The 23,590-nt window shown below is 68.1% G+C and carries 27 protein-coding genes; 3 read left to right on the top strand and 24 right to left on the bottom strand.

Annotated features, from left to right (window positions below; translation table 11 throughout):
• From EB75_RS10655 to EB75_RS10700, 10 genes are all read right to left on the bottom strand, one after another.
• Positions 1-1,212: an acyl-CoA dehydrogenase family protein gene (locus tag EB75_RS10655; protein WP_064858690.1), complete on the bottom strand. Its 1,212-nt coding sequence runs from the start codon at positions 1,210-1,212 to the stop codon at positions 1-3.
• Positions 1,213-1,222: 10 nt separating this feature from the next.
• Positions 1,223-1,465, bottom strand: a complete 243-nt coding sequence (locus EB75_RS10660) for a hypothetical protein (RefSeq protein WP_073695369.1) — start codon at positions 1,463-1,465, stop codon at positions 1,223-1,225.
• The gene (gene mce1N, locus EB75_RS10665) at positions 1,462-1,962 is read right to left on the bottom strand and encodes a transport-regulating membrane protein Mce1N (RefSeq protein ID WP_073695370.1); all 501 of its coding nucleotides are present in this window, start codon (positions 1,960-1,962) and stop codon (positions 1,462-1,464) included. Before mce1N ends, EB75_RS10660 begins: the two co-directional genes overlap by 4 nt.
• Positions 1,959-2,363 carry a hypothetical protein gene (locus EB75_RS10670; protein WP_020101207.1) on the bottom strand — a complete coding sequence of 135 codons (405 nt, stop codon included), beginning with the start codon at positions 2,361-2,363 and terminating at the stop codon, positions 1,959-1,961. The genes mce1N and EB75_RS10670 overlap by 4 nt, the downstream gene beginning before the upstream one ends.
• A 119-nt stretch (positions 2,364-2,482) precedes the next feature.
• On the bottom strand, positions 2,483-2,974 hold the full coding sequence (locus EB75_RS10675) for a hypothetical protein (RefSeq protein ID WP_083612152.1): 492 nt from the start codon (positions 2,972-2,974) through the stop codon (positions 2,483-2,485).
• Positions 2,971-3,951, bottom strand: coding sequence for a porphobilinogen synthase (hemB, locus tag EB75_RS10680; protein WP_073695371.1), 981 nt, complete (start codon positions 3,949-3,951; stop codon positions 2,971-2,973). Before hemB ends, EB75_RS10675 begins: the two co-directional genes overlap by 4 nt.
• Positions 3,952-4,035: 84 nt before the next feature.
• Complete coding sequence (locus EB75_RS10685; protein WP_020101204.1) at positions 4,036-5,724, bottom strand: bifunctional uroporphyrinogen-III C-methyltransferase/uroporphyrinogen-III synthase; 1,689 nt, start codon at positions 5,722-5,724, stop codon at positions 4,036-4,038.
• Positions 5,725-5,727: 3 nt separating this feature from the next.
• A complete protein-coding gene (gene hemC, locus EB75_RS10690) occupies positions 5,728-6,687 on the bottom strand; it encodes a hydroxymethylbilane synthase (protein ID WP_073695372.1) in 960 nt (319 codons plus the stop codon).
• Positions 6,688-6,693: 6 nt separating this feature from the next.
• Complete coding sequence (locus tag EB75_RS10695; protein ID WP_073695373.1) at positions 6,694-8,064, bottom strand: glutamyl-tRNA reductase; 1,371 nt, start codon at positions 8,062-8,064, stop codon at positions 6,694-6,696.
• A 165-nt stretch (positions 8,065-8,229) separates the two neighbouring features.
• The gene (locus EB75_RS10700; RefSeq protein ID WP_286150146.1) at positions 8,230-8,499 is read right to left on the bottom strand and encodes a glutaredoxin family protein; all 270 of its coding nucleotides are present in this window, start codon (positions 8,497-8,499) and stop codon (positions 8,230-8,232) included.
• 33 nt (positions 8,500-8,532) lie between these two features.
• Here EB75_RS10700 and EB75_RS10705 point away from each other — a divergent pair, with 33 nt between their 5' ends.
• Together EB75_RS10705 and EB75_RS10710 are read left to right on the top strand one after the other, a co-directional pair.
• Positions 8,533-9,429: an HAD family hydrolase gene (locus tag EB75_RS10705; protein WP_142239534.1), complete on the top strand. Its 897-nt coding sequence runs from the start codon at positions 8,533-8,535 to the stop codon at positions 9,427-9,429.
• A 91-nt stretch (positions 9,430-9,520) separates the two neighbouring features.
• Positions 9,521-10,051, top strand: coding sequence for an FAS1-like dehydratase domain-containing protein (locus EB75_RS10710; protein WP_073695375.1), 531 nt, complete (start codon positions 9,521-9,523; stop codon positions 10,049-10,051).
• A 171-nt stretch (positions 10,052-10,222) separates the two neighbouring features.
• Here the strand turns inward: EB75_RS10710 and EB75_RS10715 are convergent, their stop codons facing one another.
• The 8 genes from EB75_RS10715 to EB75_RS10750 form a co-directional block, all read right to left on the bottom strand.
• The gene (locus tag EB75_RS10715; protein WP_502689359.1) at positions 10,223-11,299 is read right to left on the bottom strand and encodes a lysophospholipid acyltransferase family protein; all 1,077 of its coding nucleotides are present in this window, start codon (positions 11,297-11,299) and stop codon (positions 10,223-10,225) included.
• 15 nt (positions 11,300-11,314) lie between these two features.
• Positions 11,315-12,433 (bottom strand): SDR family oxidoreductase, encoded by a 1,119-nt coding sequence (locus EB75_RS10720; protein WP_073695377.1) that lies wholly within the window; start codon positions 12,431-12,433, stop codon positions 11,315-11,317.
• A 55-nt stretch (positions 12,434-12,488) separates the two neighbouring features.
• Positions 12,489-12,590 (bottom strand): 30S ribosomal protein bS22, encoded by a 102-nt coding sequence (locus EB75_RS10725; protein WP_003402602.1) that lies wholly within the window; start codon positions 12,588-12,590, stop codon positions 12,489-12,491.
• Between the two features lie 182 nt (positions 12,591-12,772).
• A complete protein-coding gene (locus EB75_RS10730; RefSeq protein WP_029105159.1) occupies positions 12,773-12,997 on the bottom strand; it encodes a cell division/environmental response transcriptional regulator in 225 nt (74 codons plus the stop codon).
• 139 nt (positions 12,998-13,136) lie between these two features.
• Complete coding sequence (gene proC, locus EB75_RS10735) at positions 13,137-14,000, bottom strand: pyrroline-5-carboxylate reductase (protein WP_174557653.1); 864 nt, start codon at positions 13,998-14,000, stop codon at positions 13,137-13,139.
• 29 nt (positions 14,001-14,029) lie between these two features.
• Positions 14,030-14,875 carry a sugar phosphate isomerase/epimerase family protein gene (locus EB75_RS10740; protein ID WP_073695379.1) on the bottom strand — a complete coding sequence of 282 codons (846 nt, stop codon included), beginning with the start codon at positions 14,873-14,875 and terminating at the stop codon, positions 14,030-14,032.
• A gap of 11 nt (positions 14,876-14,886) precedes the next feature.
• Positions 14,887-16,038: an Rv0497 family membrane protein gene (locus EB75_RS10745; RefSeq protein ID WP_064858646.1), complete on the bottom strand. Its 1,152-nt coding sequence runs from the start codon at positions 16,036-16,038 to the stop codon at positions 14,887-14,889.
• Complete coding sequence (locus EB75_RS10750; RefSeq protein ID WP_064858693.1) at positions 16,035-17,021, bottom strand: Ppx/GppA family phosphatase; 987 nt, start codon at positions 17,019-17,021, stop codon at positions 16,035-16,037. Before EB75_RS10750 ends, EB75_RS10745 begins: the two co-directional genes overlap by 4 nt.
• 25 nt (positions 17,022-17,046) lie before the next feature.
• On the opposite strand from EB75_RS10750, the gene EB75_RS10755 reads away from it, so the two are divergent.
• The gene (locus EB75_RS10755; protein WP_502689360.1) at positions 17,047-17,868 is read left to right on the top strand and encodes a DUF3109 family protein; all 822 of its coding nucleotides are present in this window, start codon (positions 17,047-17,049) and stop codon (positions 17,866-17,868) included.
• A gap of 11 nt (positions 17,869-17,879) precedes the next feature.
• Here EB75_RS10755 and regX read toward each other — a convergent pair whose 3' ends face one another.
• The 6 genes from regX to mshA form a co-directional block, all read right to left on the bottom strand.
• Positions 17,880-18,566, bottom strand: a complete 687-nt coding sequence (gene regX, locus EB75_RS10760) for a two-component sensory transduction protein RegX (protein WP_061001482.1) — start codon at positions 18,564-18,566, stop codon at positions 17,880-17,882.
• Complete coding sequence (locus EB75_RS10765) at positions 18,563-19,780, bottom strand: sensor histidine kinase (RefSeq protein WP_073695380.1); 1,218 nt, start codon at positions 19,778-19,780, stop codon at positions 18,563-18,565. Before EB75_RS10765 ends, regX begins: the two co-directional genes overlap by 4 nt.
• Positions 19,781-19,903: 123 nt before the next feature.
• Complete coding sequence (locus tag EB75_RS10770; protein WP_061001494.1) at positions 19,904-20,647, bottom strand: phosphoglyceromutase; 744 nt, start codon at positions 20,645-20,647, stop codon at positions 19,904-19,906.
• Between the two features lie 123 nt (positions 20,648-20,770).
• Positions 20,771-21,619, bottom strand: coding sequence for a type IV toxin-antitoxin system AbiEi family antitoxin (locus EB75_RS10775; protein ID WP_073695381.1), 849 nt, complete (start codon positions 21,617-21,619; stop codon positions 20,771-20,773).
• 116 nt (positions 21,620-21,735) lie between these two features.
• Positions 21,736-22,242: a type III secretion system chaperone family protein gene (locus tag EB75_RS10780; RefSeq protein WP_073695382.1), complete on the bottom strand. Its 507-nt coding sequence runs from the start codon at positions 22,240-22,242 to the stop codon at positions 21,736-21,738.
• Positions 22,239-23,525, bottom strand: a complete 1,287-nt coding sequence (mshA, locus tag EB75_RS10785) for a D-inositol-3-phosphate glycosyltransferase (protein WP_073695383.1) — start codon at positions 23,523-23,525, stop codon at positions 22,239-22,241. Before mshA ends, EB75_RS10780 begins: the two co-directional genes overlap by 4 nt.
• Positions 23,526-23,590 lie beyond the last annotated feature (65 nt).

The raw sequence follows: 23,590 nt of genomic DNA on the forward strand, positions 1-23,590 counted from the left end.
CTATTTGAGCGGCAACCCCGTGATCGCGCGGGACATCACCAGCCGCTGAATCTCGCTGGTGCCCTCGAAGATCGTGAAGATCTTGGCGTCGCGGTGCCACCGCTCCACCGGGTAGTCGCGGGTGTAGCCGTTGCCGCCCAGAATCTGGATGGCCTCGTCGGTCACGTAGACCGCGGTCTCGCTGGCGACGAGCTTCGCCATGGAGCCCTCGGCGTTCTCGAACGGCAGGTTGTTGCGCGCCATCCAGCCGGCTCGCCACACCAGCAGCCGCGCCGCGTCGATGCGGCACTTCATGTCGGCCAGCTTGAACGCGACGGCCTGGAAGTCCCCGATCTTGCGACCGAACTGCTCGCGCTCCTGTGCGTACCCGAGCGCGTACTCGTACGCCGCACGGGACACCCCGAGCGCCATGGCCCCGACGGTCGGCCGCGTCCGCTCGAACGTCTTCATCGCGACCTGGCCCGCTGAGCTCTTGCCCTCACGGGTGCGGGCCACCCGCTCCTCGAACTTCTCTCGGCCGCCGACGATCAGGCGGCCCGGCAAGCGGACGTCGTCGAGCACGACCTCGGCGGTGTGCGACGCCCGGATGCCGTGCTTCTTGAACTTCTGTCCCTGACTGAAGCCCTTGGTGCCCGGCGGGATGATGAAGCTGGCCTGGCCACGCGATCCCAATTCCGGGTAAACCGAGGCAACGACGATGTGCACGTTGGCGATTCCGCCGTTGGAGGCCCAGGTCTTTGTCCCGTTGAGTACCCATTCGTCGGTGGCCTCGTCGTACCGCGCCCGCGTGATGATCGACGAAACATCCGATCCCGCACCGGGTTCCGACGAACAGAACGCGGCCAGCTTGGGATCGTTGATGTCGCCGTACATCTGGGGCAGCCACTCACCCAGCTGTTCCATGGTGCCGTTGGCCGCCAGTGACGCGGCAGCCAGACCGGTGCCCATGATCGACATCGAAATTCCGGCGTCGCCCCAGAACAGCTCTTCGACGGCGACGGGCATGCCGAGCCCGGTCTCCTCGGCAGTCTGAGCAGCAAAGAACTCCATGGAGTACAGGCCGACCTTGGCCGCCTCCTGGAGGATCGGCCAGGGCGTCTCTTCGCGCTCGTCCCACTCTTCGGCGGCGGGACGGATCACGTCTGCAGCGAACTCGTGAACCCAGTCCCGGACCTGGCAGACGTCGGCAGACAGTTCCAGCGAAAAAGACATGGGCGACACACTACTTGGCGCGCCGCCACCTCGCGGTACCTACTACGGCGAGCACCCCGGCCAAGGCCGCCAGCAACAAGGACAGCGTGATGAGCGACGGGTCATAGAGCACCGACGTCTTCACCGGCTCGCCGGGAATCACCGGCGCGACGTCGGCGATCGACGACGCGGCCAGCCAACTCACCACGGCGCCGACGGCCGCCAGCACCGCGACCACGAGCGCACCGGCGGCCACGATCTTGTCGCGGCTCATTCGTCGTTGTCCTCGCCGAGTTCGCGCACACCCAACGCCTCCAGCTGGGCCCGCAACCCGCGATGGCGCCGCGCCCAGGCCTGCCCGCTGCGCTCACCGGTCAGCTTGACGCCGATCCCGGTGCGGCCGCGCGGAACGCCCGTGAGCTCCCCGAACGCCCGGTACGACTGCCAGCGGGGCACGTCAGCGCCTCTGGCCTCCGGGAACATCCCGATCATGTCCGCGACCCGCACGGACTCGGTGCCTTGCCGCAGGTACTCGGGCGTCAGCTCGACCGAGGTGTGCAGCCGCGCCGCCTTGACCTGCAACCCCAGGAACCCGGTGACCAGGACGAGGAACACCACCGGCACCAACGGGTCCACCCGGTGCGCCGACCACAACTGCATCGCCGCGATGGAGGCACCGGAGAACGGACCGAGCGCCAACCACCACCAGCTGGCACCGACCTCGTGGAAGAGAATCTGCTCGGCGTCGGTGTCAGTCGGCGCGTCCGTCATGCGTTGGCCTTTCCGTCGAACCACGTCTGCGCCGCCGGCCGGGTGATCGAGACCGTCCCGCCGATCAACGGCAGCAGCGCCAACAACGACAGCAGCTGCGCCACTCCCAGCAGCGCGAGAAGGCCGACGACGATCACGATCGCCATGGACAACGCGACCGCGGCCCGACGAAACCGGTTGTCCCCCGAGCGGGCCCGGCCGGCGGAAAAAGCCATGGCGGCGCCGGCGAGGGCGGTGATGGCGCCGAAGCCCAGAACCAGGCCACGGTAGGCGGCGGGCACCTCCGCGGTGGCGGTCAACATGCCGCCGACCATCAGCAGCACCGCGGCCACCACCCAGCACCAGAAAGCGACCGTGACGGCCTGCGGTCGGGCGGGCGCGGAGGGCGTGGGCTCAGTCATATCCGGGCCAGCCTAGCGGGCCACATGTGCGTTCACGTCGACCTGGGCGCCCGCGAGCGGCCCCGAAATTCACGCTTCGCGCGGCGCGCCGCCGTACAGACACGGCCGCTCGCGGGTGGTTAGCGGACGAAGTAGGCGTTCGAATCGGGGCGGTGCAGCAGGTACACGCCGCCGCCGATCAGCACGGCGCCGCCGATGCCGCACACCGCGTAGCCCAGCGCCGCGGCCGCACCGTGGTAGTTGGCGAACAGGTTGGTGGTCAGGTACAGGATCGTGGCCGCCGACCCGCCGGTGAGGATGCTGCGCGCCCACCGGTAGCGCTGGCGCAGCAGCACCAGGAACGTGGCCACCAGGACCACGATGATGAACAGCATCAGGCCGGACACCGCGTACGCGTAGCCCGACACCTCCCGCTCGGGCGTCGTCAGCAGGTTGATGACGTAGCCGATCACCGACAGCGGCAGCGCGGCCGTCCACAGCCAGAAACCGGTGACGACGTCCTGCGGCATCTCCTGCGGCTCGGGTGCGGGCCCGTCGGGCCCCGGACCCTGCTGCGGCGGGTACTGCGGGTGGTAGGGGTTCTTCGGGTCGTGCGGGTTGAGTGGGTTCACCGCAGCCAGCCCGCGACGTCCGTCGCCCAGTACGTGAGGACGATGTCGGCGCCGGCGCGCCGAATGCCGACCAGCGACTCCAGGACCGAGGACCGCAGGTCGATCCAGCCGTTGGCGGCGGCTGCGCTGATCATCGCGTACTCACCCGAAATCTGGTACGCCGCAACGGGTACCGGCGAAATCTCGGCAGCGGCGCGCACCACGTCCAGGTAGCTCATCGCCGGCTTGACCATCACCATGTCGGCGCCTTCGGCGAGGTCCAGCTCGATTTCGCGCACCGCTTCGCGGGCGTTGCCCGGATCCTGTTGGTAGGTACGACGATCGCCCTGCAGGCTCGAGCCGACCGCCTCGCGGAACGGGCCGTAGAACGCCGACGCGAATTTGGCGGCGTAGGCCAGGATCGCGACATCGCTGTGCCCGGCGTGGTCCAGCCCGTCGCGGATCGCCGCGACCTGACCGTCCATCATGCCGCTGGGACTGACGACGTGTGCGCCCGAATGCGCTTGCGCCACGGCGAGTTTGATGTACTGCTCGTTGGTGGCGTCGTTGTCGACGCGGCCGTGCACGTCCAGCACGCCGCAATGCCCGTGATCGGTGAATTCGTCCAGGCAGGTGTCGGCCATCAGCACCGTCGCGTCGCCCAGGTCCGAATTCAGGTCGCGCAGCGCGACATTCAGGATGCCGTCGGGGTTGACGCCCTCGGAGCCGGTGGCGTCCTTGTCACCGTCGCACGGGATGCCGAACAGCATCAGCCCACCGACACCGGCCTCGACGGCTTCGGCCGCGGCGCGGCGCAGCGACTCCCGGGTGTGCTGCACGACACCGGGCATCGCGCTGATCGGACGCGGCTCGGCGAGCCCGTCGGCGACGAACAGCGGCAGCACCAGATGCCGTGGCTCCAGCGAGGTTTCGGACACCAGACGGCGCAATGCCGGGGTGGTCCGCAGTCGCCGCGGCCGATGCCGTGGATAGGACACAGGAATGCCTCCTCGTTCGCCGAAACCGCATTCCGGCAGGCAGAGTGCGAGTACCCGCCTGCTGGAATGCCGTTTCGATCGAGTTTAGCGGCGCCGGCTCTTCTTGCGCGGAGGCGGCAACGCACCCTCGGCGCGCAGGCGAGCGGCGTGCTCGGCCAGCGCCTCGACCAGCGGGCCGACGGCGGCGGTCTCCGGCTGCACGTCCACGCGCAGGCCGAATTCGGCTGCGGTTTCAGCGGTTTTCGGGCCGATGCAGGCGACGATGGTCCGGGCGTGCGGCTTTCCGGCGATACCGACCAGGTTGCGCACCGTGGAGCTCGAGGTGAAGCACACGGCGTCGAAACCACCGGTCTTGATCATCTCGCGGGTGTGCGCCGGTGGCGGTGCCGCCCGGACGGTGCGGTAGGCCGTGACGTCCTCGATCTCCCAGCCGCGCTCGCGCAGGCCCTCGGCCAGCGTCTCGGTGGCGATGTCGGCACGCGGCAGCAGCACACGGTTCACCGGGTCGAAAATGTCGTCGTAGTCCGGGAATTCGTCCAGCAGGCCCAGCGACGACTGCTCACCGGCGGGCACCAGCTCGGGGTTGATGCCGAACGCGCGCACCTTGTCCGCGGTGGCCTGACCGACACACGCGATCTTCACACCGGAGAACGCGCGGGCGTCCAGACCGAACTCGTTGAACTTCTCCCACACCGCACGCACCGCGTTGGTGGAGGTGAACACGACCCACTGGAAGCGGCCGTCGACCAGACCCTTGACCGCACGCTCCATCTGGGCGGGGCTGCGCGGCGGCTCGACCGCGATGGTCGGCACCTCGATCGGCAGGGCGCCGTGGCCCACCAGTCGATCGCTCATCTCGCCGGCCTGGTCCTTGGTGCGCGGCACCAGCACGGTCCAGCCGTACAGCGAGCGGCTCTCCCACCAGTTCAGCTTGGCCCGGTGCGCCACGGTCTTGCCGATGGTCACGACCAGCGGGCCCGCCAGCGGACCGACCGGCTCAGGGCCGACGGGCTTCTCCAGCACGGCCTTGTCCAGCAGCCCGGCCAGCGTGGTCTCGATGGACCGCTGCTGGCAGGTGGTGCCGTTGGCCGTCACGACGCACGGGGTGCTGTCGGTGAGGCCGTATTCGATCAGGGTGCGGGCGGCGTCCGGCAGGTGCGACACCGTCGCGTGCAGGATCAGCGGCCCGGGAGCCGCAGCCAGCGCGGCCCAGTCGACGTCACCACGGACGTCGGCCACGGTGTGCGACGAACCGACGGGCAGGCCCGCGTAGGTCGGCACCGCCGTCGACGACGGCAGGCCGGGCACCAGCTCGAAGTGCGCCGCGGTCTTGGCCAGCGCGTTCACCTCGGTGATGACGGAGTCGACCGACAGCGGGTCGCCGGCGACCAGACGCACCACGTCGACGCCGGTCTTCGCCTCGGCGATGAGCAGCTTGGCCACCTCGGTGGGGTCGCCCAGCGCGGGACGGACGTCGACACCGTGCGGGAACGTCATAGTCGGCGCGGCGGCCGGGGCCTTGTCGGCCGCGGCCTCGTCAGCCTTCGGTTCGGCGGCCGGCTCGGCGTCGGCCGGGTGCGGCCCGGACGTCGGCGGCAGATCGGTACCGATCAGCGCCAGCACCGCCTCGGGCACATCAGGGTCGGTGAAAACCAACGCCGCATGCGCCAAGACGTTCCGCGCACGCGTCGTCAACAGGCCCGGGTCACCGGGGCCGGAACCGACAAAGGTGATGCGGCCAGGCTTGTGCTGCTTACGCACTCGGGTCGTCATCTCTCACTCCCGCTCTACAGTCCGCTGATCCAACACGTCGCGCGCACCCAGGTCGAACAACTCCGCGGCCAACGAGAGCCCCAGCTCCCGTGCCCGTTCGGGTGTCCCGATCCCGGACGCCCGGATCACGTCGGATCCGTCCAGCGCCGCCACGCAACCGCGCAACGACAGCTCTTCGAAGACTCGGCCGTCCTCGTCGATGGACTCGACCACTTCAGCGATCGCACCCACCGGCGCGGAACAACCCGCCTCCAGTTCGGCCAACAGGACGCGTTCTGCGGTGATCGCGGCGCGCGTGTCGGGATGGTCCAGCTTTCCCAGCAGCGTCGCCAGCTCGGTGTCACCCACTCGGCACTCGACCGCGAGGGCGCCCTGCGCCGGCGCTGGCAACATCTGCACCGGCTCGAGGCTCTCGGTGACGACGTCGAGCCGTCCGATACGGGCCAGACCCGCTCGGGCGACGACAACAGCGTCGAGATCACCACTACTTACCCTGTTCAACCTGGTATCTAGGTTGCCTCGTAGGGGGCGGATTTCCAAACCGAGACCCAGTGCTCTAAGCTGTGCCGCCCGTCGCGGGCTGGACGTGCCGATCACCGAGCCGGCCGGCAACTCCCCCAGCACCATTCCGTTGCGCGCCACCAAGGCATCCCGCGGGTCTTCGCGCGGCGGCACGGCCGCGATGACGAAGCGCTCGTCGGGCGCTGTCGGCAAATCCTTGTACGAGTGCACCGCGACATCGATCCGGCCGTCGGCCATGGCGTGCCGCAGCTCGGCGGTGAAGACGCCGATGCCGATCTCGGCGACCGGCGCCTGGGACCGGTCACCGTCGGTGCTGATGATGACCAGCTCCGCGGGCTGCCCCAGAGCTATCAGGGCATCACGGATGGTGCCGGCCTGCGTGGTAGCCAGAAGGCTGCCCCTGGTGCCGATCCGGACAACGTTTTCGAGGGTAGTTACCAAGTGAGATTACTCAGCCTTGTCGTGATGGGGTTGCGGCTCGCCTGCCGCCAAATCTGGTGCCACCAAGGGCAGTTCGCCGGCGGACACGGCGTCGATGGCCTGCGGGTCGAGCTCGAACAGCTCGCGCAGCGCCTCGGCATAGCTGTCACCGCCGGGCGCGCTGGCCAACTGCTTGACCCGCACCGTCGGCGCGTGCAGCAACTTGTCGACCACCCGGCGGACGGTCTTCGCGACCTCGTCGCGGTGGGTGGCGTCGAGTCCCGGAACCCGGTTGTCGAGCCGCAACAACTCGGCCTCGACGACGTCGGCGGCCCGCTGGCGCAGGGCGGTGACGGTCGGGGTGACCTCGGCCATCCGCTGGCCGGCCAGGTAGCTGGCGACCTCCGCGGCGACGATCGAGCGCGCCGCTTCGGCATCGGAGGCAGCCGCCCGGGCCGACGGTTCCCGCTGGATGCGGTCCATGTCGATCATGTGCACGCCGGGCAGGCCGGCAATCGCACCGTCGACGTCACGGGGCATGCCCAGGTCGCAGATCACAAGCTGGCGATACTCCGGGCGGTTCATCAGTCCGCGGTGCGCATCGGCCAACGAGACCACCGGACGCACCGCGCCGGTACATGCGACGACGACGTCGGCGTTGGCCAGTGCGACCGCGATGTCCTCGAGCGTGTGCGCGGCCGCGTCGACGCCCTGGGCCTTCAAGTTCTCGACCATGCGCTCGGCCCTCGGCAGCGAGCGGTTGACCACCTCGACGCGGGCGATCCCGGCGCGCGTCAGGTGCGCAGCGGCCAGGGCACCCATGGAGCCGGCACCGATCACGGCAGCCGTCAGCCCGGTCAGGGAGGTGAGCTTGGTCTTGGCCATGTCCAGCGCCACCGACACCACCGAGGCGCCCGCGGCGTCGATCCCGGTCTCGGAGTGGACCCGCTTGCCGACCGACAGCGCGCGCTGCGACAGTTCGTGCAGGGTGCGGCCGACGGTCTGGTGGGCTTCGGCGGACGTGTAGGCCCGGCGCACCTGGCCCAGCACCTGCGCCTCGCCGATGACGGCCGAATCCAGGCCGCTGGCCACCGCGAACAGATGCTCGACGGCCGCTTCGGCGTACCGCACGTAGGCGTACTTGGTGAGGTCCTGCAGCGACATGCCCGACCGCTCGGAGAGCACCGAACCGATCACCGAGAGCCCGCCGTGGAAGGCGTCGACCACGGCATAGACCTCGACCCGGTTGCAGGTGGAGAGCACCATGGCCTCGGTGACCAGAGAGGACTGCAGCAGCAGCTCGATGATCTTGGCCTGTTCGGCCTCATCGGTGCTGAGCTGCTCGATCACCGAAACCGGCGCGCTGCGGTGCGAAACCCCGAACAGCAGTACGCTCACGGCCTCATCACCTCGTAGCACCTCCGTAGCGCAGGAAGGTTTCCCGGGCCTCGTCTGGCCGCAGGAACGCATTCAAAGCTAGCCGCTCACCGGCCCGCCGACCAAATTTGCTATACGTCTGCCGAATCCCCGGGTACGTGCTCGCCAGCGGCCTGATTGCCCGGGTCAGCCTGCGAGGTCGGCCCGCAACTGCTCCTCGTCGACCTCCCAGTAGCTGTGCTCAATGTCATCGAGCAGCACCACGGGCAGCCGGTCACCGAATTCCGCACGTAGCGCGGTATCACCGGCAGCAGCCAGGACGTCGACGTCCGTGCTCGTCAGGACGAATCCGAGCTCGTCCGACAGCTCCACCAGCTGAGCCGCCGCGCGCTCGCACATGCTGCAGCCGGCCCGGGTGAGCAACGTCACGCGGTGGCTGTTCCCTGATCGATCCACGCGCATCAGTATGGCGTGACCTACTGTTGAACCGTGTCCGAATCCAGCCCCCTGACAGCCGACGAGCCCGTGCCCGCCGGCGCTGACGACGGCCCCGATCAGGAGGCCGCCGACCAGGATTCGGGAGCCGACGAACCCGTCGCCCCGGCGCTCCCGCCGCCGCCCGACCTCACCGCGGCCGCGTTCTTCGACGTCGACAACACGCTGGTGCACGGCTCGTCGCTGGTGCATTTCGCCCGCGGCCTGGCCGCCCGCGACTACTTCAAGTACTCCGACCTGGCCCGGTTCGCCTACGCGCAGGCCAAGTTCCAGGTGACCGGCAAGGAGAACAGCGACGACGTCGCCGCCGGCCGCCGCAAGGCTCTGTCGTTCATCGAGGGCCGCCAGACCGCGGAGCTCGAAGCGCTCGGCGACGAGATCTACGACGAGATCATCGCCGACAAGATCTGGCAGGGCACCCGGGCGCTGGCGCAGATGCACCTCGACGCCGGCCAGCAGGTCTGGCTCGTCACCGCGACACCCATGGAGCTGGCCCAGACCATCGCCCGCAAGCTGGGGTTGACGGGTGCGCTCGGCACCGTCGCCGAGTCGGTCGACGGGGTCTTCACCGGCCGGCTGGTCGGCGACATCCTGCACGGCGTCGGCAAGGCGCACGCGGTGCGTCAGCTCGCCATTCGCGAGGGCCTGAACCTGCGCCGCTGCACCGCGTACTCGGACAGCTTCAACGACGTCCCGATGCTGTCGCTGGTCGGTACGGCCGTGGCCATCAACCCCGACGCCGCGCTGCGCGACGTCGCCCGCGAACGCGGTTGGGAGATCCGCGACTTCCGGACCGCCCGCAAGGCCGCCCGCATCGGCGTGCCGTCGGCGCTGGCCCTGGGTGCGGTCGGCGGGGCGCTGGCGGCCATGGCGTCGCGTAAGAGCAACTAGGTTTCGCTGAAAAGGACCACATGGCGGCTGCGGCGTGCCTACCAGCGACCATTTGGTCCTTCTCGGCGCGAACAGACTAAGCTCAGCCGCCATGGGCATTGCGGACGACATCATCGGAACCCACTTCCGGTACCCGGATTACTTCGAGGTCGGTCGCGAGAAGGTCAAGGAGTTCGCGCAGGCGGTCAAGGACGATCACCCGGCCCATTTCTCTGACGAAGGGGCCGCCGAGTGCGGCTCGGACACCCTGATCGCGTCGCTGACGTTCATCGCCGTCGCGGGGCGGCGGGTCCAGCTCGAGCTGTTCAACCAGTTCGACGTGCCCATCAACCTGGAGCGCGTGCTGCACCGCGACCAGAAGCTGATCTTCCACCGCCCGATCAAGGTCGGCGACCGGCTGTGGTTCGACTCGTACCTGGATTCGGTGATCGAGTCGCACGGCACGGTGATCGCCGAGATCCGCGCCGAGGTCACCGACGACTCGGGTGAGCCGATCATGACGAGCATCGTCACCATGCTGGGCGAGGCGCAGAACGACGACGAGGCCGGCGAGGTCAGCGCGCAGATCGCCGCGGCCCGCGATGCTGCCATCGCGAAAATGGTTGCGGCGCAAAAGGGTTGAGCCCCTTACCGCGAGCGGCCGTGTTTGCACGGCGACACGCGGTGAACGCCGGGCAGTAGCGTGCCCCTCGCGCGCGACGAGCGGCCGCAAAATGCACGCGCAATGCGGCGTGTCTGCGTACAAACACGGCCGCTCGCGGAAAGTCCCGCCGAGCACGGCCGCTCGCGGGATTTAGAGGAACGTGCCGCGACGGTTCGCCAGCAGCTGGTACAGCGTCTGCTGAATGGTGGCGCGCACCTGGTCGGTCAGCTCGAAGGTAACCATCGGATCGTCGGCGGCGGATTCGTCGTAGTCGGCTGTCGAGATGGGCTCGCCGAACTGGATGTACCACTTCGACGGCAACGGCAGCAGCCCGACCGGCCCGGCGAGCGGGAACAACGGCGTCAGCGGGAAGTACGGCAACCCGAGCAACCGGGCCAGCAGCTTCACGTCGCAGATCTTCGGGTAGATCTCCTCGGAGCCGACGATCGAGCACGGCACGATGGGCGCGCCGGAGCGCAGTGCCGCCGAGACGAAGCCACCGCGGCCGAACCGCTGCAACTTGTAGCGGTCCTTGAACGGCTTGCCCAGCCCCTTGTAGCCCTCGGGGAACACGGCGGTCAGCTCGCCGGCCTCCAGCAGCCGGTGGGCGTCGGCGGTGCACGCCATGGTGTGTCCGGCCTTGCGCGCGGCCTGACCGACCACCGGAAGGTCGAAGACCAGATCGGCGGCCAGCAGTCGGAGGTCCCGGTGCTTGGGGTGCTTGTCGTGCACGGCGACCGACGCCATGAGTCCGTCGAACGGCAATACGCCCGCATGGTTTGCCACGATCAACGCGGCGCCGTCGTCCGGCAGGTTCTCGATACCGGATACCTCGACCCGGAACCACGAGTTGAAAAGCGTTCGCAGCAAAGGAAGAAACACCGCATTGTTGAGATGCTGGTCAAATCCGAATTCGTCGACGACGTAGTCGCCGGTCAAGCGCTTGCGAATGAAATCCGCAGCGCCACTTATACGTTGGGCCAATTCGTTGGGCCCGTCCGGCACCGAGGAGCCGGATGCGGCAAACCGGTGCTGGTCGATCTCACGGACCACGGCAGCAATCTGCTCGGCCGATGCGCGGGTCCCGGGGTCGGTCAACAGCGAAGGATGTCGCAGCGTTGCATCCCGCCTCGAGGCACGACGTTGCGCGGAAGCGCGTGTCGAATTCGAATGTAGCGGAATGACTTTGGCTTTTGATTCGCCCGCCACGTCAATATCTCCCACCATCAAAAACTTGCGGAATCAACGTCCCCACCGCTGCGCTGCGGCCACTGCACGACGTTCTACTGAGCCTACCCACCCTGGACCGATAATGGGCGTCAGCGCGCGGCCTGAAACGTAATCGTCAAAAGCCTCCATGGTCGTCCACTTTGGGGTATGGCCGAGTTCCCTCGTCATCCTTGTGGTGTCCATGACCCGGCCATAGCGCATGTAGTCGGACTGTTCGCGGTCCAATTCGACGCCTGCCGTCGCTCGCCGCCAGGCGTCCAGGACCCACATCGTGGGCCCGGCGAGCGGCAATCCGATGCGGCCGGACCGGCGGATGGCCTGGCTCATCAGGATGATGCCCGGCGCCCCGATGTTGAAGGTGCCGGCCCGTCCGACCAGAGTGGCCCGTTCCAGCGCCCCGAGGGCGTCCTGCTCGTGCAGGAGCTGCAACCGTGCGTCGTGCCCGAAGGCGGTCGGCACCAGCGGTCCCGCCAGATACCTCGACAACGCGGTGTCCATGGCCGGACCGATCATGTTGGCCAACCGCAGAATGGTGACCGCGATGTCGGGCCGCCGCCGTGCGAGCCCGCGGACGTAGCCCTCGATGTCGATGCTGTCCCGGGCGAAGCCCTCCCCCGGTGGCCGGCGGGCGCTGCTGTCCTCGGTGAACATCACCGGATCACGCGGGCTGGACCCGTAGATCTCCGATGTCGACTTCAGAATCACCCGACGGACCGACGGAGCCTTCTGACAGGCTGCGAACAACTGCATCGCACCCATCACGTTGAGCTCTTTGAGCGCAGCGCGACCGGACTGCGGCACGTAGGACGCCGCCGCCGCATGGACGACGGTGTCGACGTTGCCGTTCCGGATCACCTTGGCGATGAAGGGATTGCGGATGTCCGCGCGGACGAACTCCGCGCGGCCCATCCGCCGCAGCATGTCCTTGCTCGGAGTGATCGCGTCGACCGCGATCACGCGCTCGATGAGCTGGTTCTGAGCGAGCCTGGCTGTCAGGTATCCGCCGAGGAACCGGCACGCCCCGGTGACCAGCACCACCTTGGGGTGGTGCAGGGTCTCTGGGATGTCCGGGCCGGAATCATTTCCGCCCGGCGCGGTGGGCCGGCTTCCAGGGCGTCCGTCGGCATCCATCTGGTCAGCCTAGTGGGCACTAGAGGTCATCGGCGGATGACACCGCCCGATGCGCTTACTTACCGAGTTTTCTGCGCTGAACCCGAGTACGACGAAGCAGCTTGCGGTGCTTCTTCTTCGACATGCGCTTACGCCGCTTCTTGATGACTGAACCCATAGACTTTGAAGTCTCCGCTACTAGACGTCGATCCGTGAAGATCGGTGTGAAACCAACCCCGCCACTTTACCCGGCCGGGTATCGCGCCACGAAAACGCCTACTGGATTCGCATACTCACCAACGATTTCGGCGTGCTCTGCATCGCTGACCGATACAAATCACGCCGAAGTCGTGACGGCGACTAACCCGCGTCGTGGTACGAGGACTCGAGCAGGTCGTGCACCGCCTTGGCATGCACCCGAAATGAGCGGCCGACACGCACCGCGGGCAACTCCCCGTTGTGCACCAGCCGGTATACCGTCATCTTGCTTACCCGCATAAGGCTCGCAACCTCGGCAACAGTCAGGAACTGCGTTCGTGGCTGATCGCCACCGTCACGCGCCGATGGCCCGTTCATAGACGTCATCGCAACCCAATCAATCAGGCACGGCCAGCTCCAGCGGCTTCCCCTCCGCTGGCACCAACGCGTGCTTACGAGAAGGAGAATAGCGTGGCCAATGTGGTTATTGCGACGGGTGTGGGGTAATCAATCTGAAATCTTAGAACTACTCAGATGTAATTCTTAGCTGCTCAGACCGGGTTTTTGCGGCTTCGACCGCACTCGCGACGGCAGACCGCAGCCCACCCCGTTCGAGTTCCCGCAGACCAGCGGCGGTAGTGCCCCCCGGAGAGGTCACCGAGGCCCGCAATTCGGCAGCGGTGGTGTCCAGCGGACCGACCCCGGAACCACTGCCCGAATCACCCATCCGATTGAGCAACATGGCCGCCGCACCGGCCATCGTCTGGGCCGCCAGCTCGGTTGCAACGGGCCGCGGGAGGCCCGCCGCGACACCCGCGTCGACGACGGCCTCGACCATCAGGAAGAAGTACGCAGGGCCTGAACCGGACACCGCGGTCACCGCGTCCATCTGCTTCTCGGGCACCGTCAGCACCGCGCCGACGGCGGAGAAGATCTCCGCCACCTCGGCCAGCTGCGCCTCGTTCGCGTATCGGCCCCGCGACAGCGCGGTGATGCCCGCACCGACCAGCATCGGCGTATTCGGCATGACCCGGACCACCGGCGCACCGGCCGGCAGCTTGGCCTCGTAGAAGGCCGTGGGGACGCCCGCGGCCACCGACACCACGACCTGCTCGACGCTGCTGCTGTCGGCGCCGGCAGCCGCGTCGGCCAGCGTCTCGACGACGCCCTCGACGGCGTCGGGCTTGACGGCCACGATCACATAGGCGGCGTTCTCGGCGGCGTCCGCGACATCGGTGACCCGGACGGAGTACTTCTCGGCGAGCTGCGCGGCCCGCGCCGAATTGGCCTCGGCGACCACCAGATCCTTGACCTGCCGCCCGGACTGCAACAGCCCCGCCAGCAGGGCCTCGCCGATATTTCCGCCACCGATGATCGCAATTCTCGCCACGGCAGACAGCATGCCAGGACCGCGCGGGGTCAGCGCAGCAGGTGCCGCCGCGCGAATTCGAGCGACTCGACGAGCAGCGCCTCGCGCTCGGCGTTGTTGCGTGCCGCCGATGTGGTGACCTCCAGGATCACGTGTCCGGAGAACTCGCTGGCGGCCAGCATCTGGCAGATCTGCTCCGTGGGCTGGCTGCCACGCCCGGGCACCAGATGTTCGTCGGTGGACGCGCCGTTGCCGTCGCACAGATGCAGGTGCACCAGCCCCTTGCCCATGCGCCGCGCCATGTCGACGGCATCGGTGCCCGCCGTCGCCGAATGCGACAGGTCCAGGGTGTAGTGGGCGTGATTGCCGTCCAGCGGGTCGTAGGACGGCGCGAACGCCGAGATCCCGGGTCCCGGGGCCCCTCCGCGCTTACGCATCCGCTCGATGGACGGCTGGCCGGTGCCGAAGAACCGGTCGGTGCGGAACGGGAACATGTTCTCGACCGCGACCAGCACGTCGCTCGAGGCCTCGAGCTCGGCGACCTGATCGGAGAAACCCTCGGCGTACCGGCGCTGCCACCGGAACGGCGGATGCACGACGACGGTCTGCGCACCCAGCTGTTCGGCGGCCCGCACGCTGCGTTCCAGCTTCGGGATCGGGTTGGACCCCCACACGCGCTGCGAGATCAGCAGACACGGCGCGTGCACGCTGAGCACCGGGACGCCCCAGCGCTGCGACATCCGCTCGACGGCGTCGATGTCCTGGCTGACGGGCTCGGCCCACACCATCAGCTCGACACCGTCGTAGCCCAGGCGGGCGGCGTACTCGAAGGCAGCTTCGGTCCGCAAGGGGTAGACCGACGCGGTGGACAGACCTACCTTGATGGCGGGACGCACAGGCCTCCGGTTCAGGCTGAGTAGAGCAGTGCCAAGGGTCCGAACGTGACCAGACCGCCGACCAGAATCGCGATCAGCGTACTGGCCAGGTCGTGATCCTTCCGGATCACCCGGATCCCGGCGACCAGGCCCAGGATCACCAGCATCGACAGCATCAGCGCCACGATCTGGTTCCAGCGCCACAGCTGGTCGAAGGCGAAGAACATGCCTGCGCCGAACGCGACGGCCAGCAGGCTCTGCCCGACGACCCACGCGCCGCGCTTGAGGCCGGACCCGGACTTCTCGTCGTCCTCGTGGTCGGTCTCGTCGTGGTCGGCCTCGCGGTCGATGGCTTCGTGGTCGACGTCCTCGTCGTGGGCGTCGTGGACGGCGACCAGCTCTTCCCGACGGGTGTCCGCGTCGGCGGCGAAGCCGCCGAACAGGGCGTCGTAGCGCTCGCTGCGGCCATTGCGTGACGGCTGACGCGTCGGCTCGGGAGCGGCCTCGGTCGCCACGGTGTCGTCGACGACGGGCACGGCGCCGGTGTCGAGCTTGGCGACGGGTTCGGCGTCGGTGAGCGAGAGCAGATCGTCGTCGATGTCCGCGTCGGCCGGCACGTCCTCGTCGACCGGGTCGGGGCTCATCTCCTCGGCGCCGCGGACCGGCTTGAACGACCAGCGGAAGGCGGGCTTGCGCGACGGCGCCACGAACTCCAGCGGGTCGGCCTCGGCGTCGCGACGGCGCAGGTGGTCCTCGTAGTCGTCGACCGCGGCATCGGCGGGCGCGGGCTCGACGATGTCGGTGTGCAGCATCTCGTCGTCGACGACGTAGTGGGCGCCGGTGTCGTCGGGCTCCATCTCGTCGGCCGCGGACGGGGTCTCGTCCTCGACGGCGACAGCCGCCTCCTCGACAGGGGCTTCCGGCTCCGGCTCGGCGACCGGCTCCGCCACGGACTCGGGCTCGGGCGCCGGCTCCGCCGGGGCCTCAGCCGGCTCTGCGTGCACCGTCTCCGGCCGGATGATCGGGATTTCGCCGGTCAGTTCGGCGACGGTCACCGCGTCGCTGTTCCCGCGCCGGCGGCGCCGGCGGCCACCGACGGGCGGCGCACCGATGGTGCCGTTCTTGGCCAGCAGCTCGGCGACCGAGATCGGTCGCGTCGCCGAGAAGTCGTCTGAATCTGTCATCGTGTCTCGCCTTTGGCGGGAGCCAATCCCGCGAACGTTTCCACCAAGTCGGTTCCATCGGCTTCGCTGTCGAGTTTCCGCAGAATGACACCCTCCCGCAACGCCCACGGGCAGATGTCCACCGCGTCGAGCGACAGCGCTCGCATGGTCGCCTCGGCCACCAACGCACCGGCCACGATCTGTGGCGCGCGGTCGGCACTCACCCCTTCCAACTCGGCTCTGTCGGCCGTGGTCATCCTAGAGATGAAAGATATGAGCTGTCTGAGGCCGGCGGCGGTCAATGTGCGCTTCACGCGCGGTCCGGCGCCCGACGGCGCCGCACCGGTGAGCCGGGCCAGCGACCGGAAGGTCTTCGACGTAGCGACCGCGAGCTCCGGGGTACCGGCCGCGAGCACCTTGGCGGCCGAGGCGGAGATCTCGTTGTCCAGCCAGTCGCGCAGCACCGCCACGCGCCGGCGGCCGGGCGGATCCTCCTGCAGCCATTCGCGTGTCAAACGGCCCGCACCCAGCGGCATCGACAGTGCGACATCGGGTTCTTCGTCGATGCCGCCCGACAGCTCCAGCGAGCCGCCACCGATGTCGAGGTTGATGATGCGGCCCGCGCTCCAGCCGTACCAGCGGCGCACCGCCAGGAAGGTGAGCCGCGATTCGTCGACCCCGGACAGGACCTGCAGCTGGACGCCGGTCTCGGCCCGCACCCGCGCCAGCACCGCCTCGGAGTTGGTCGCATCCCGGACCGCAGATGTGGCGAACGCCATAAACTCCGCACACCCCGAGCTGGTGGCGATCTTGGCGAACTCGTCGACGGTCGCGACGAGGCTGTCGGCGCCCTTGCGGGTCAATTTGCCGGTGTCATCGATCGCCTCGGCAAGGCGCAGTGAGGCCTTGGTCGAACTCATCGGGGTCGGGTGCCCGCCACGGCGCGCGTCGACCACCAATAGATGAACGGTGTTACTGCCCACGTCGAGGACGCCCAATCGCACGGAAACCACGGTAACGGGTCTACGGTTGCGTGCTGTGACCGCATCGCAGATCAGTCCCGGCGAGCCTTCGAAGCCTGGTTCCCACGAGGTGGGACTGGACTTTGCCCGCGAGTGGGTGGAGTTCTTCGACCCCGACAATCCGGAGCATCTGATCGCCGCGGACATGACGTGGCTGCTGTCGAATTGGACCTGCGTCTTCGGGACGCCGGCGTGCCAGGGCACCGTCGAGGGCCGGCCCGACGACGGCTGCTGCAGCCACGGCGCCTTCATGGCCGATGACGACGACGTCGCGCAGCTCGAGGAGTCGGTCAAGCTGCTGACCGACGAGGACTGGCAGTTCCGGGAGAAGGGCCTGGGCCGCAAGGGCTACCTCGAGATGGACGAGTACGACGACAAGCCCAACCTGCGGACCCGCAAGTACAAGGGCGCGTGCATCTTCCTGAACCGGCCGGGTTTCGCCGGCGGCATCGGCTGCGCCCTGCACAGCAAGGCCCTCAAGCTCGGCGTCGAGCCGCTGACCATGAAGCCCGAGGTCTGCTGGCAGCTGCCGATCCGCCGCACGCAGGACTGGGTGACGCGGCCGGACGGCACCGAGATCCTGCGGACCGTCGTCACCGAATACGACCGGCGCGGCTGGGGCGAGGGCGGCCACGACCTGGTCTGGTACTGCACCGGCGACCCGGCCGCGCACGTCGGCGCCCGGCCCGTGTGGGAGTCCTACGGGCCCGAGCTGACCGAACTGCTCGGCGCGAAGGTGTACGCCGAGCTGGCCGCGCTGTGCAAGCGCCGGGCCGGGCTGGGGCTCATCGCCGTCCACCCGGCAACGACGGCTGCCGAGAAGAAGTAACCGGAGGGGAACTAGCCCTCGAGCTTGTAGCCCAGCCCGCGGACGGTGACGAGGTGCACCGGGTTGGCCGGGTCGGCCTCGATCTTGGAGCGCAGCCGCTTCACGTGGACGTCGAGGGTCTTGGTGTCACCGACGTAGTCGGCACCCCAGACCCGGTCGATCAACTGGCCACGCGTCAGCACCCGCCCGCTGTTGCGCATCAGGTATTCGAGCAGGTCGAACTCCTTGAGCGGCAGCGTGATGGCGTCGCCGTTGACGGACACGATGTGCCGCTCGACGTCCATGCGGACCGGACCGGCCTCCAGCACCCCGTCGGCGCCGACGGCGTCGTCGGCCTCGCCACCGCGGCGCAGCACGGCGCGGATGCGGGCGATGAGCTCGCGGGCCGAGTACGGCTTGGTGACGTAGTCGTCGGCGCCGAGTTCCAGGCCGACGACCTTGTCGATCTCGCTGTCCCGCGCGGTCACCATGATGACCGGCACGCCCGACCGCGAGCGCAACTGCTTACAGACGTCGGTGCCGCTCATCCCGGGCAGCATCAGGTCCAGGAGCACGATGTCGGCGCCGGCCCGGTCGAACTCGGCCAACGCCGACGGACCATCGGTCACGACGGTGGCTTCGAAACCCTCCTTGCGCAACAGGAACGCCAAGGGATCGGCCAGGGACTCCTCGTCCTCCACGATCAGCACACTGGTCATTGGTTCGGTCGCCCTCCTTGTGATGGCAATGAGTGGTCGTCTCCCTCGTCGACATCCACGTCGTCCGAGTCGAGATAGGCCGGAATCGACAACGTGAACGTCGATCCGGTTCCCGGCTGACTCCACAGCCGGATGGTTCCGTTGTGGTTGGCCGCAACGTGTTTGACGATGGCCAACCCCAGCCCGGTGCCGCCGGTGGCCCGGGACCGCGCCTTGTCGACACGGAAGAATCGTTCGAAAACCCGTTCCTGGTCGGCTTTTTCGATACCGATGCCGCGGTCGGTCACCGCGATCTCGATGTTGTCGTCGTAGCGGCGCCGACTGATCGACACCTGGGAACCCTTGGGCGAGTAGGAGATTGCGTTGGACACCAGGTTCGCGAGCGCCGTCGCCAGCAGCGTCTCGCTGCCCAGCACTTGGTAGCCCCGGGGCGCGTCCGTCGTGATCGCGATGTCGGCGTTGTCGGCGGCCACCTTGTGCCGGGAAACCACCTCGGCGACAACGGAATCCACGTCCACCGCATCGAGGTGCGGCAGTGGCTCGGCGCCCTGCAGCCGGGACAGTTCGATCAGTTCACCGACCATGTTGGCCAGCCGGTTCGATTCGGTGACGATCTTCTCGGCGAACCGGTTGACCATGTCCTGGTCCTCGGACGACGCCAGCAGCGCCTCGGCCAGCAGCCCCATGGCGCCGACCGGCGTCTTGAGCTCATGGCTGACGTTGGCGACGAAGTCGCGGCGGCTGGCCTCCATGCGGGCCTGTTCGGACTGGTCGTTGACGTAGACCACCGCGAAGCGGCCGTCCTCCTCCGTCAGCTGACGCGCCAGGCCCCGCACCGCCAGCCGGGAGCGGCCCGGGGTGGCGCGTTTGGCCGGCGACAGGTCGAACTCAACGTCCTCGCCGGTGGCCAGCGTGCGCTGCGCGGCCTCCCAGGCCCGGTCGTCGAGCAGCCGGTCGCGCACCAGGCCGAGGTCACGGGCCAGGGAGTTGGTGTAGACGACGTCACGGTAGGTGTCGACGACCGCCATCCCCAGCGGGGACATGGACACGATGTGCGCGAACATCTCCGACACCGTCAGGCCGGACTGCTCGGCAGTGCGGCGCTCGCGGCGCTCGTTCAGCCGCGGCACCCAGCGCATGCCGATCGCGATGCCCAGAGCCAACGCGAGCAGCGCCGTGGCGGCCACCAGAGGCAGCGCGTACGACAAGCTCACGGGCAAATCGTACGCATCAGGTGAACGTCATCCCAGCAGCGAGCGGCCAGATCGGTACAAGTCACACGTACAAATCCAGGTGTTTCACTGGTGTTAACCGCAGTTCACCGGCTGTTCGCGACGTCAGTGCTGTTTGGCGCCCTGCGCGGCGACAGCGGCGGCACCCGCGGCCGCGGCCTCGGGGTCCAGGTACTCGCCGCCGGGCACCGTCGGCTTCAGATTTTCGTCCAGTTCGTAGCGCAGCGGGATGCCCGTCGGGATGTTCAGGCCGGTGATCTCGTCGTCGGACATGCCGTCCAGGTACTTCACCAGCGCCCGCAGCGAGTTGCCGTGCGCGGCGATCAGCACGGTCTTGCCGGCTTTGAGGTCGGCCGCGATGGTCTGCTCGAAGTACGGCACGAACCGCTTGACGACGTCGGCGAGGCATTCGGTCAGCGGCGCGTCGATGCCGGCGTACCGCGGGTCGCCGTCCTGGCTGTAGGTGCTGCCCTTCTCGATCGGGGGCGGCGGGGTGTCGTAGCTGCGGCGCCACGACATGAACTGGTCCTGGCCGTACTTGGCCAGGGTCTCGGCCTTGTCGAGGCCCTGCAGCGCGCCGTAGTGCCGCTCGTTGAGGCGCCAGTCGCGGTGCACGGGAATCCAGTGCCGGTCGGCGGCGTCCAGCGCCAGGTTGGCGGTGGTGATCGCCCGGCGCAGCAGCGACGTGTAGAGCACGTCCGGCAGCACACCCTGCTCGACCAGCAGCTTTCCGCCGCGAACGGCTTCGGCCCGGCCCTTGTCGGTGAGGTCGACGTCGACCCAACCGGTGAACAGGTTCTTCTCGTTCCACTGGCTCTCGCCGTGACGCAGCAGGATCAAGGTCGGCATCGGCTGATCTTCTCACGTGCGGGTTTTTGGCTCTCGCCGCACCTCGTTGCTCGTCGAGATTGACGTTATGGCTGGTTTTCGGGCCCGCGAGCCACCATTACGTCAAACTCGGCGACTCGCGACCTAAAGCCGGCCCGACCACCCGCGTTCCAACAGTGCCCGACGGACATCGCGCACTATCGCGCCGCCGTTGTCTTCCTTGATCACGTGGGTGACGTGCCATTTCATCCGCTGCAACTCTCGGTTGACCCAGACATCCATCGCGTATTGACGTCGCTCCGTGAGGTGTTGCTGGCCGTCGTACTCGGCGCCCACCTTGAACTCTTCCCAGACCATGTCGATGCGTCGCACGTACTGCCCGAACTCGTTGTAGACCACGTATTGCGTTGTAGGCCTTGGCAAGCCAGCATCGGTGAACAGCAACCGCAGGCGAGATTCTGGCGGGGACTCAGCGCCACCGTCAACCAGCGGCAGCGCCTTGCGCAGTGCAACCAACCCGCGTGCTCCGCGATGACGCTTCGCAAGTAGAAACACCTCATCCAGCTCAAACGGCGCCGCATTCATCAAGGCATCGAGCCTCGCCACCCCGTCATCTCGGGACAGGTTTCGCGCAAGGTCGAATGCGGTCCGGGAACGCGTTGTCACGCGGATGCCGTTGATCGTGGTCACCTCGTCATCAGGCAGGACGTCACGACGGATGACGAGGCCGTCCTGACGACGGCAAGCGCCGAAGACATCGATCGGGATGTCGTCGTCGACCCATTTGGCGCGATACAGCGCGGACGCCGCAACCCCGCCGATGACACCGTTCGGCACGGCGAGTGCAGCGCCGCGAATACGATCCCGCAGGGCCACATCGTGACCGCGCGGCAAGTAGACGCCACGAAGAATCGGCTGGTAGCGGCTGCGTAACCGCGCCCGGGTGAGATGACCAGATTCGAGAGCGTCGCTGCCCTTGAATGGAGTTCGCATGCCTGTTTAGACGTGTACGGACACCAATGGGCTCCAAGCCCCGTCGAGATTGACGTTATGGCTGGTTGCAGCGGCCACAAACGACCATTACGTCAATCTCGGCGCAGAAAGTCGGGCTACTCAGGCCGCAGGTGCTCGAACGCCTTGAGGTTCTTCAGCGACTCCCCGCGGGACAGCCGCCACTTCCACTCTTTCTCGATCGACGAGCGGAAGCCCAGTTCGAGCAGCGTGTTGAAGTCGAAGTCGACGGCCTCGATCACCTGGCCCATCAGGCGGTCGATCTCGTCGGGGGTCACCGCGTGCAGCGCCATGCGGCCGACGAGGTAGATGTCGCCGATGTTGTCCAGCGTGTAGGCCATGCCGTACAGCCGCCGGTTGCGGCGCAGCAGGTACTTGTAGACGCCCTCGAAGTTCTCGTCGGGCTTGCGGCAGACGAACGCCTCCAGCCGCACGCCGTGCTCACCGACGCTGAGCAGCGTGTTGGTGGTCAGCCGGCGCTCGCCGGGTAGCGCGACGACGATGCCGGCCCGGCCGCCCGCTCCCCCGTCGTGGTGGGAGAAGTCGAGCTCGTGCGTGCGCAGGGTGTCTTCGATCAACTGGGTGACTGTCGCCGAGCTCGTCATGCACGCACCCCCCGGCGGATCAGGAACCGGCGGCTGCGGCGTGCCGCGGCGTCACGCCGGGGACGACGGCCGCGGTAGTCGGCGATCGCCCGCGTGTAGCCGGCCAGCAGGGCGTCCACGGTGTGTGCCCACGAGAAGGTGGCGGCGTGCTGCAATGCGCCCTCGGCCAACGACTCCGGCCCCAATTCCAGCGTCCGGCCAATGGCATTGGCCCAGTCGACCGGATCGTGGCCTTGCACCAGAACCCCGCTCACGCCGTCGCGCACCGCGACGGGCAGCCCGCCCACCGCGGCGGCCACCACCGGCGTCCCGCAGGCCTGCGCCTCGACGGCAACCAGTCCGAACGACTCCGAATAGCTCGGTACCGCAACGAGATCCGCGGCACGGTAGACGTTCACCAGCTGGTCACGGGACTGCGGCGGCAAGAATGTCACACGGTCGGTGATACCCAGCTCGTCGGCGAGGGAAACCAGCCCGTCGGGCACGGCCAGGCCACTGCCCGACGGACCGCCGGCGACCACGACGCGCACGTCGGGCAGCTTGGCCGCCGCGCGCAACAGCACGTCGGGGGCCTTCAGCGGCTGGATGCGGCCGACGAAGGCGACCACCTGCTCATCGAGCGAAAGACCCAGTGCCGCACGGGCTTCGGCCTTGTCACCCGGCGTGAAGGTCTTCAGGTCGACGCCCGGGTAGGCCACGTCGATGCGGGCCGGGTCCGCGTGGTGCAGCGAAACCAGTTGCTGCGCTTCGTCTTCGGTGTTGACGATGAGCCGGTCGGCGGCGTCGACCACCTGCTGCTCACCGACGGCGCGCAGCGCGGGCTCCGGCGTATCGCCCTCTGCCAGCGACAGGTTCTTCACCGCGGCCCAGGTGTGCGCCGTGTGCACCAGGGGCACCGCCCACCGGTCCGAGGCCAGCCAGCCCACCTGTCCGGACAGCCAGTAGTGCGAGTGCACGATGTCGTAGTAGCCCGGCTCGTGGTTGGCCTCGACGCGCAGGACACCCGCGGTGAAGGCGCACAGCTGCGTCGGCAGGTCGTACTTGTCGAGGCCCTCGAACGGGCCGGCGACGATGTTGCGCACGAGGACGCCGGGGGCCACCCGAACCACCGGGGCGTCGGTCGACGACGTGGCGCGGGTGAAGATTTCCACCTCGACGCCGCGGCGGGCCAACTCGAGTGCACTCTGCAGGACGTAGACGTTCATACCGCCGGCATCGCCGGTGCCCGGTTGGGCCAGCGGCGAGGTATGGACCGACAGGACGGCGACACGCACGCCCTCCATCCTTACACCGTCGCGTGGACTGCCCTTCGTCCGGTGGTCCGAGCTGGGCATTTTGGGGACGTTCG

The sequence above is a fragment of the Mycobacterium sp. ST-F2 genome, assembly GCF_001905655.1.
In the GTDB taxonomy this organism is placed as follows: domain Bacteria; phylum Actinomycetota; class Actinomycetes; order Mycobacteriales; family Mycobacteriaceae; genus Mycobacterium.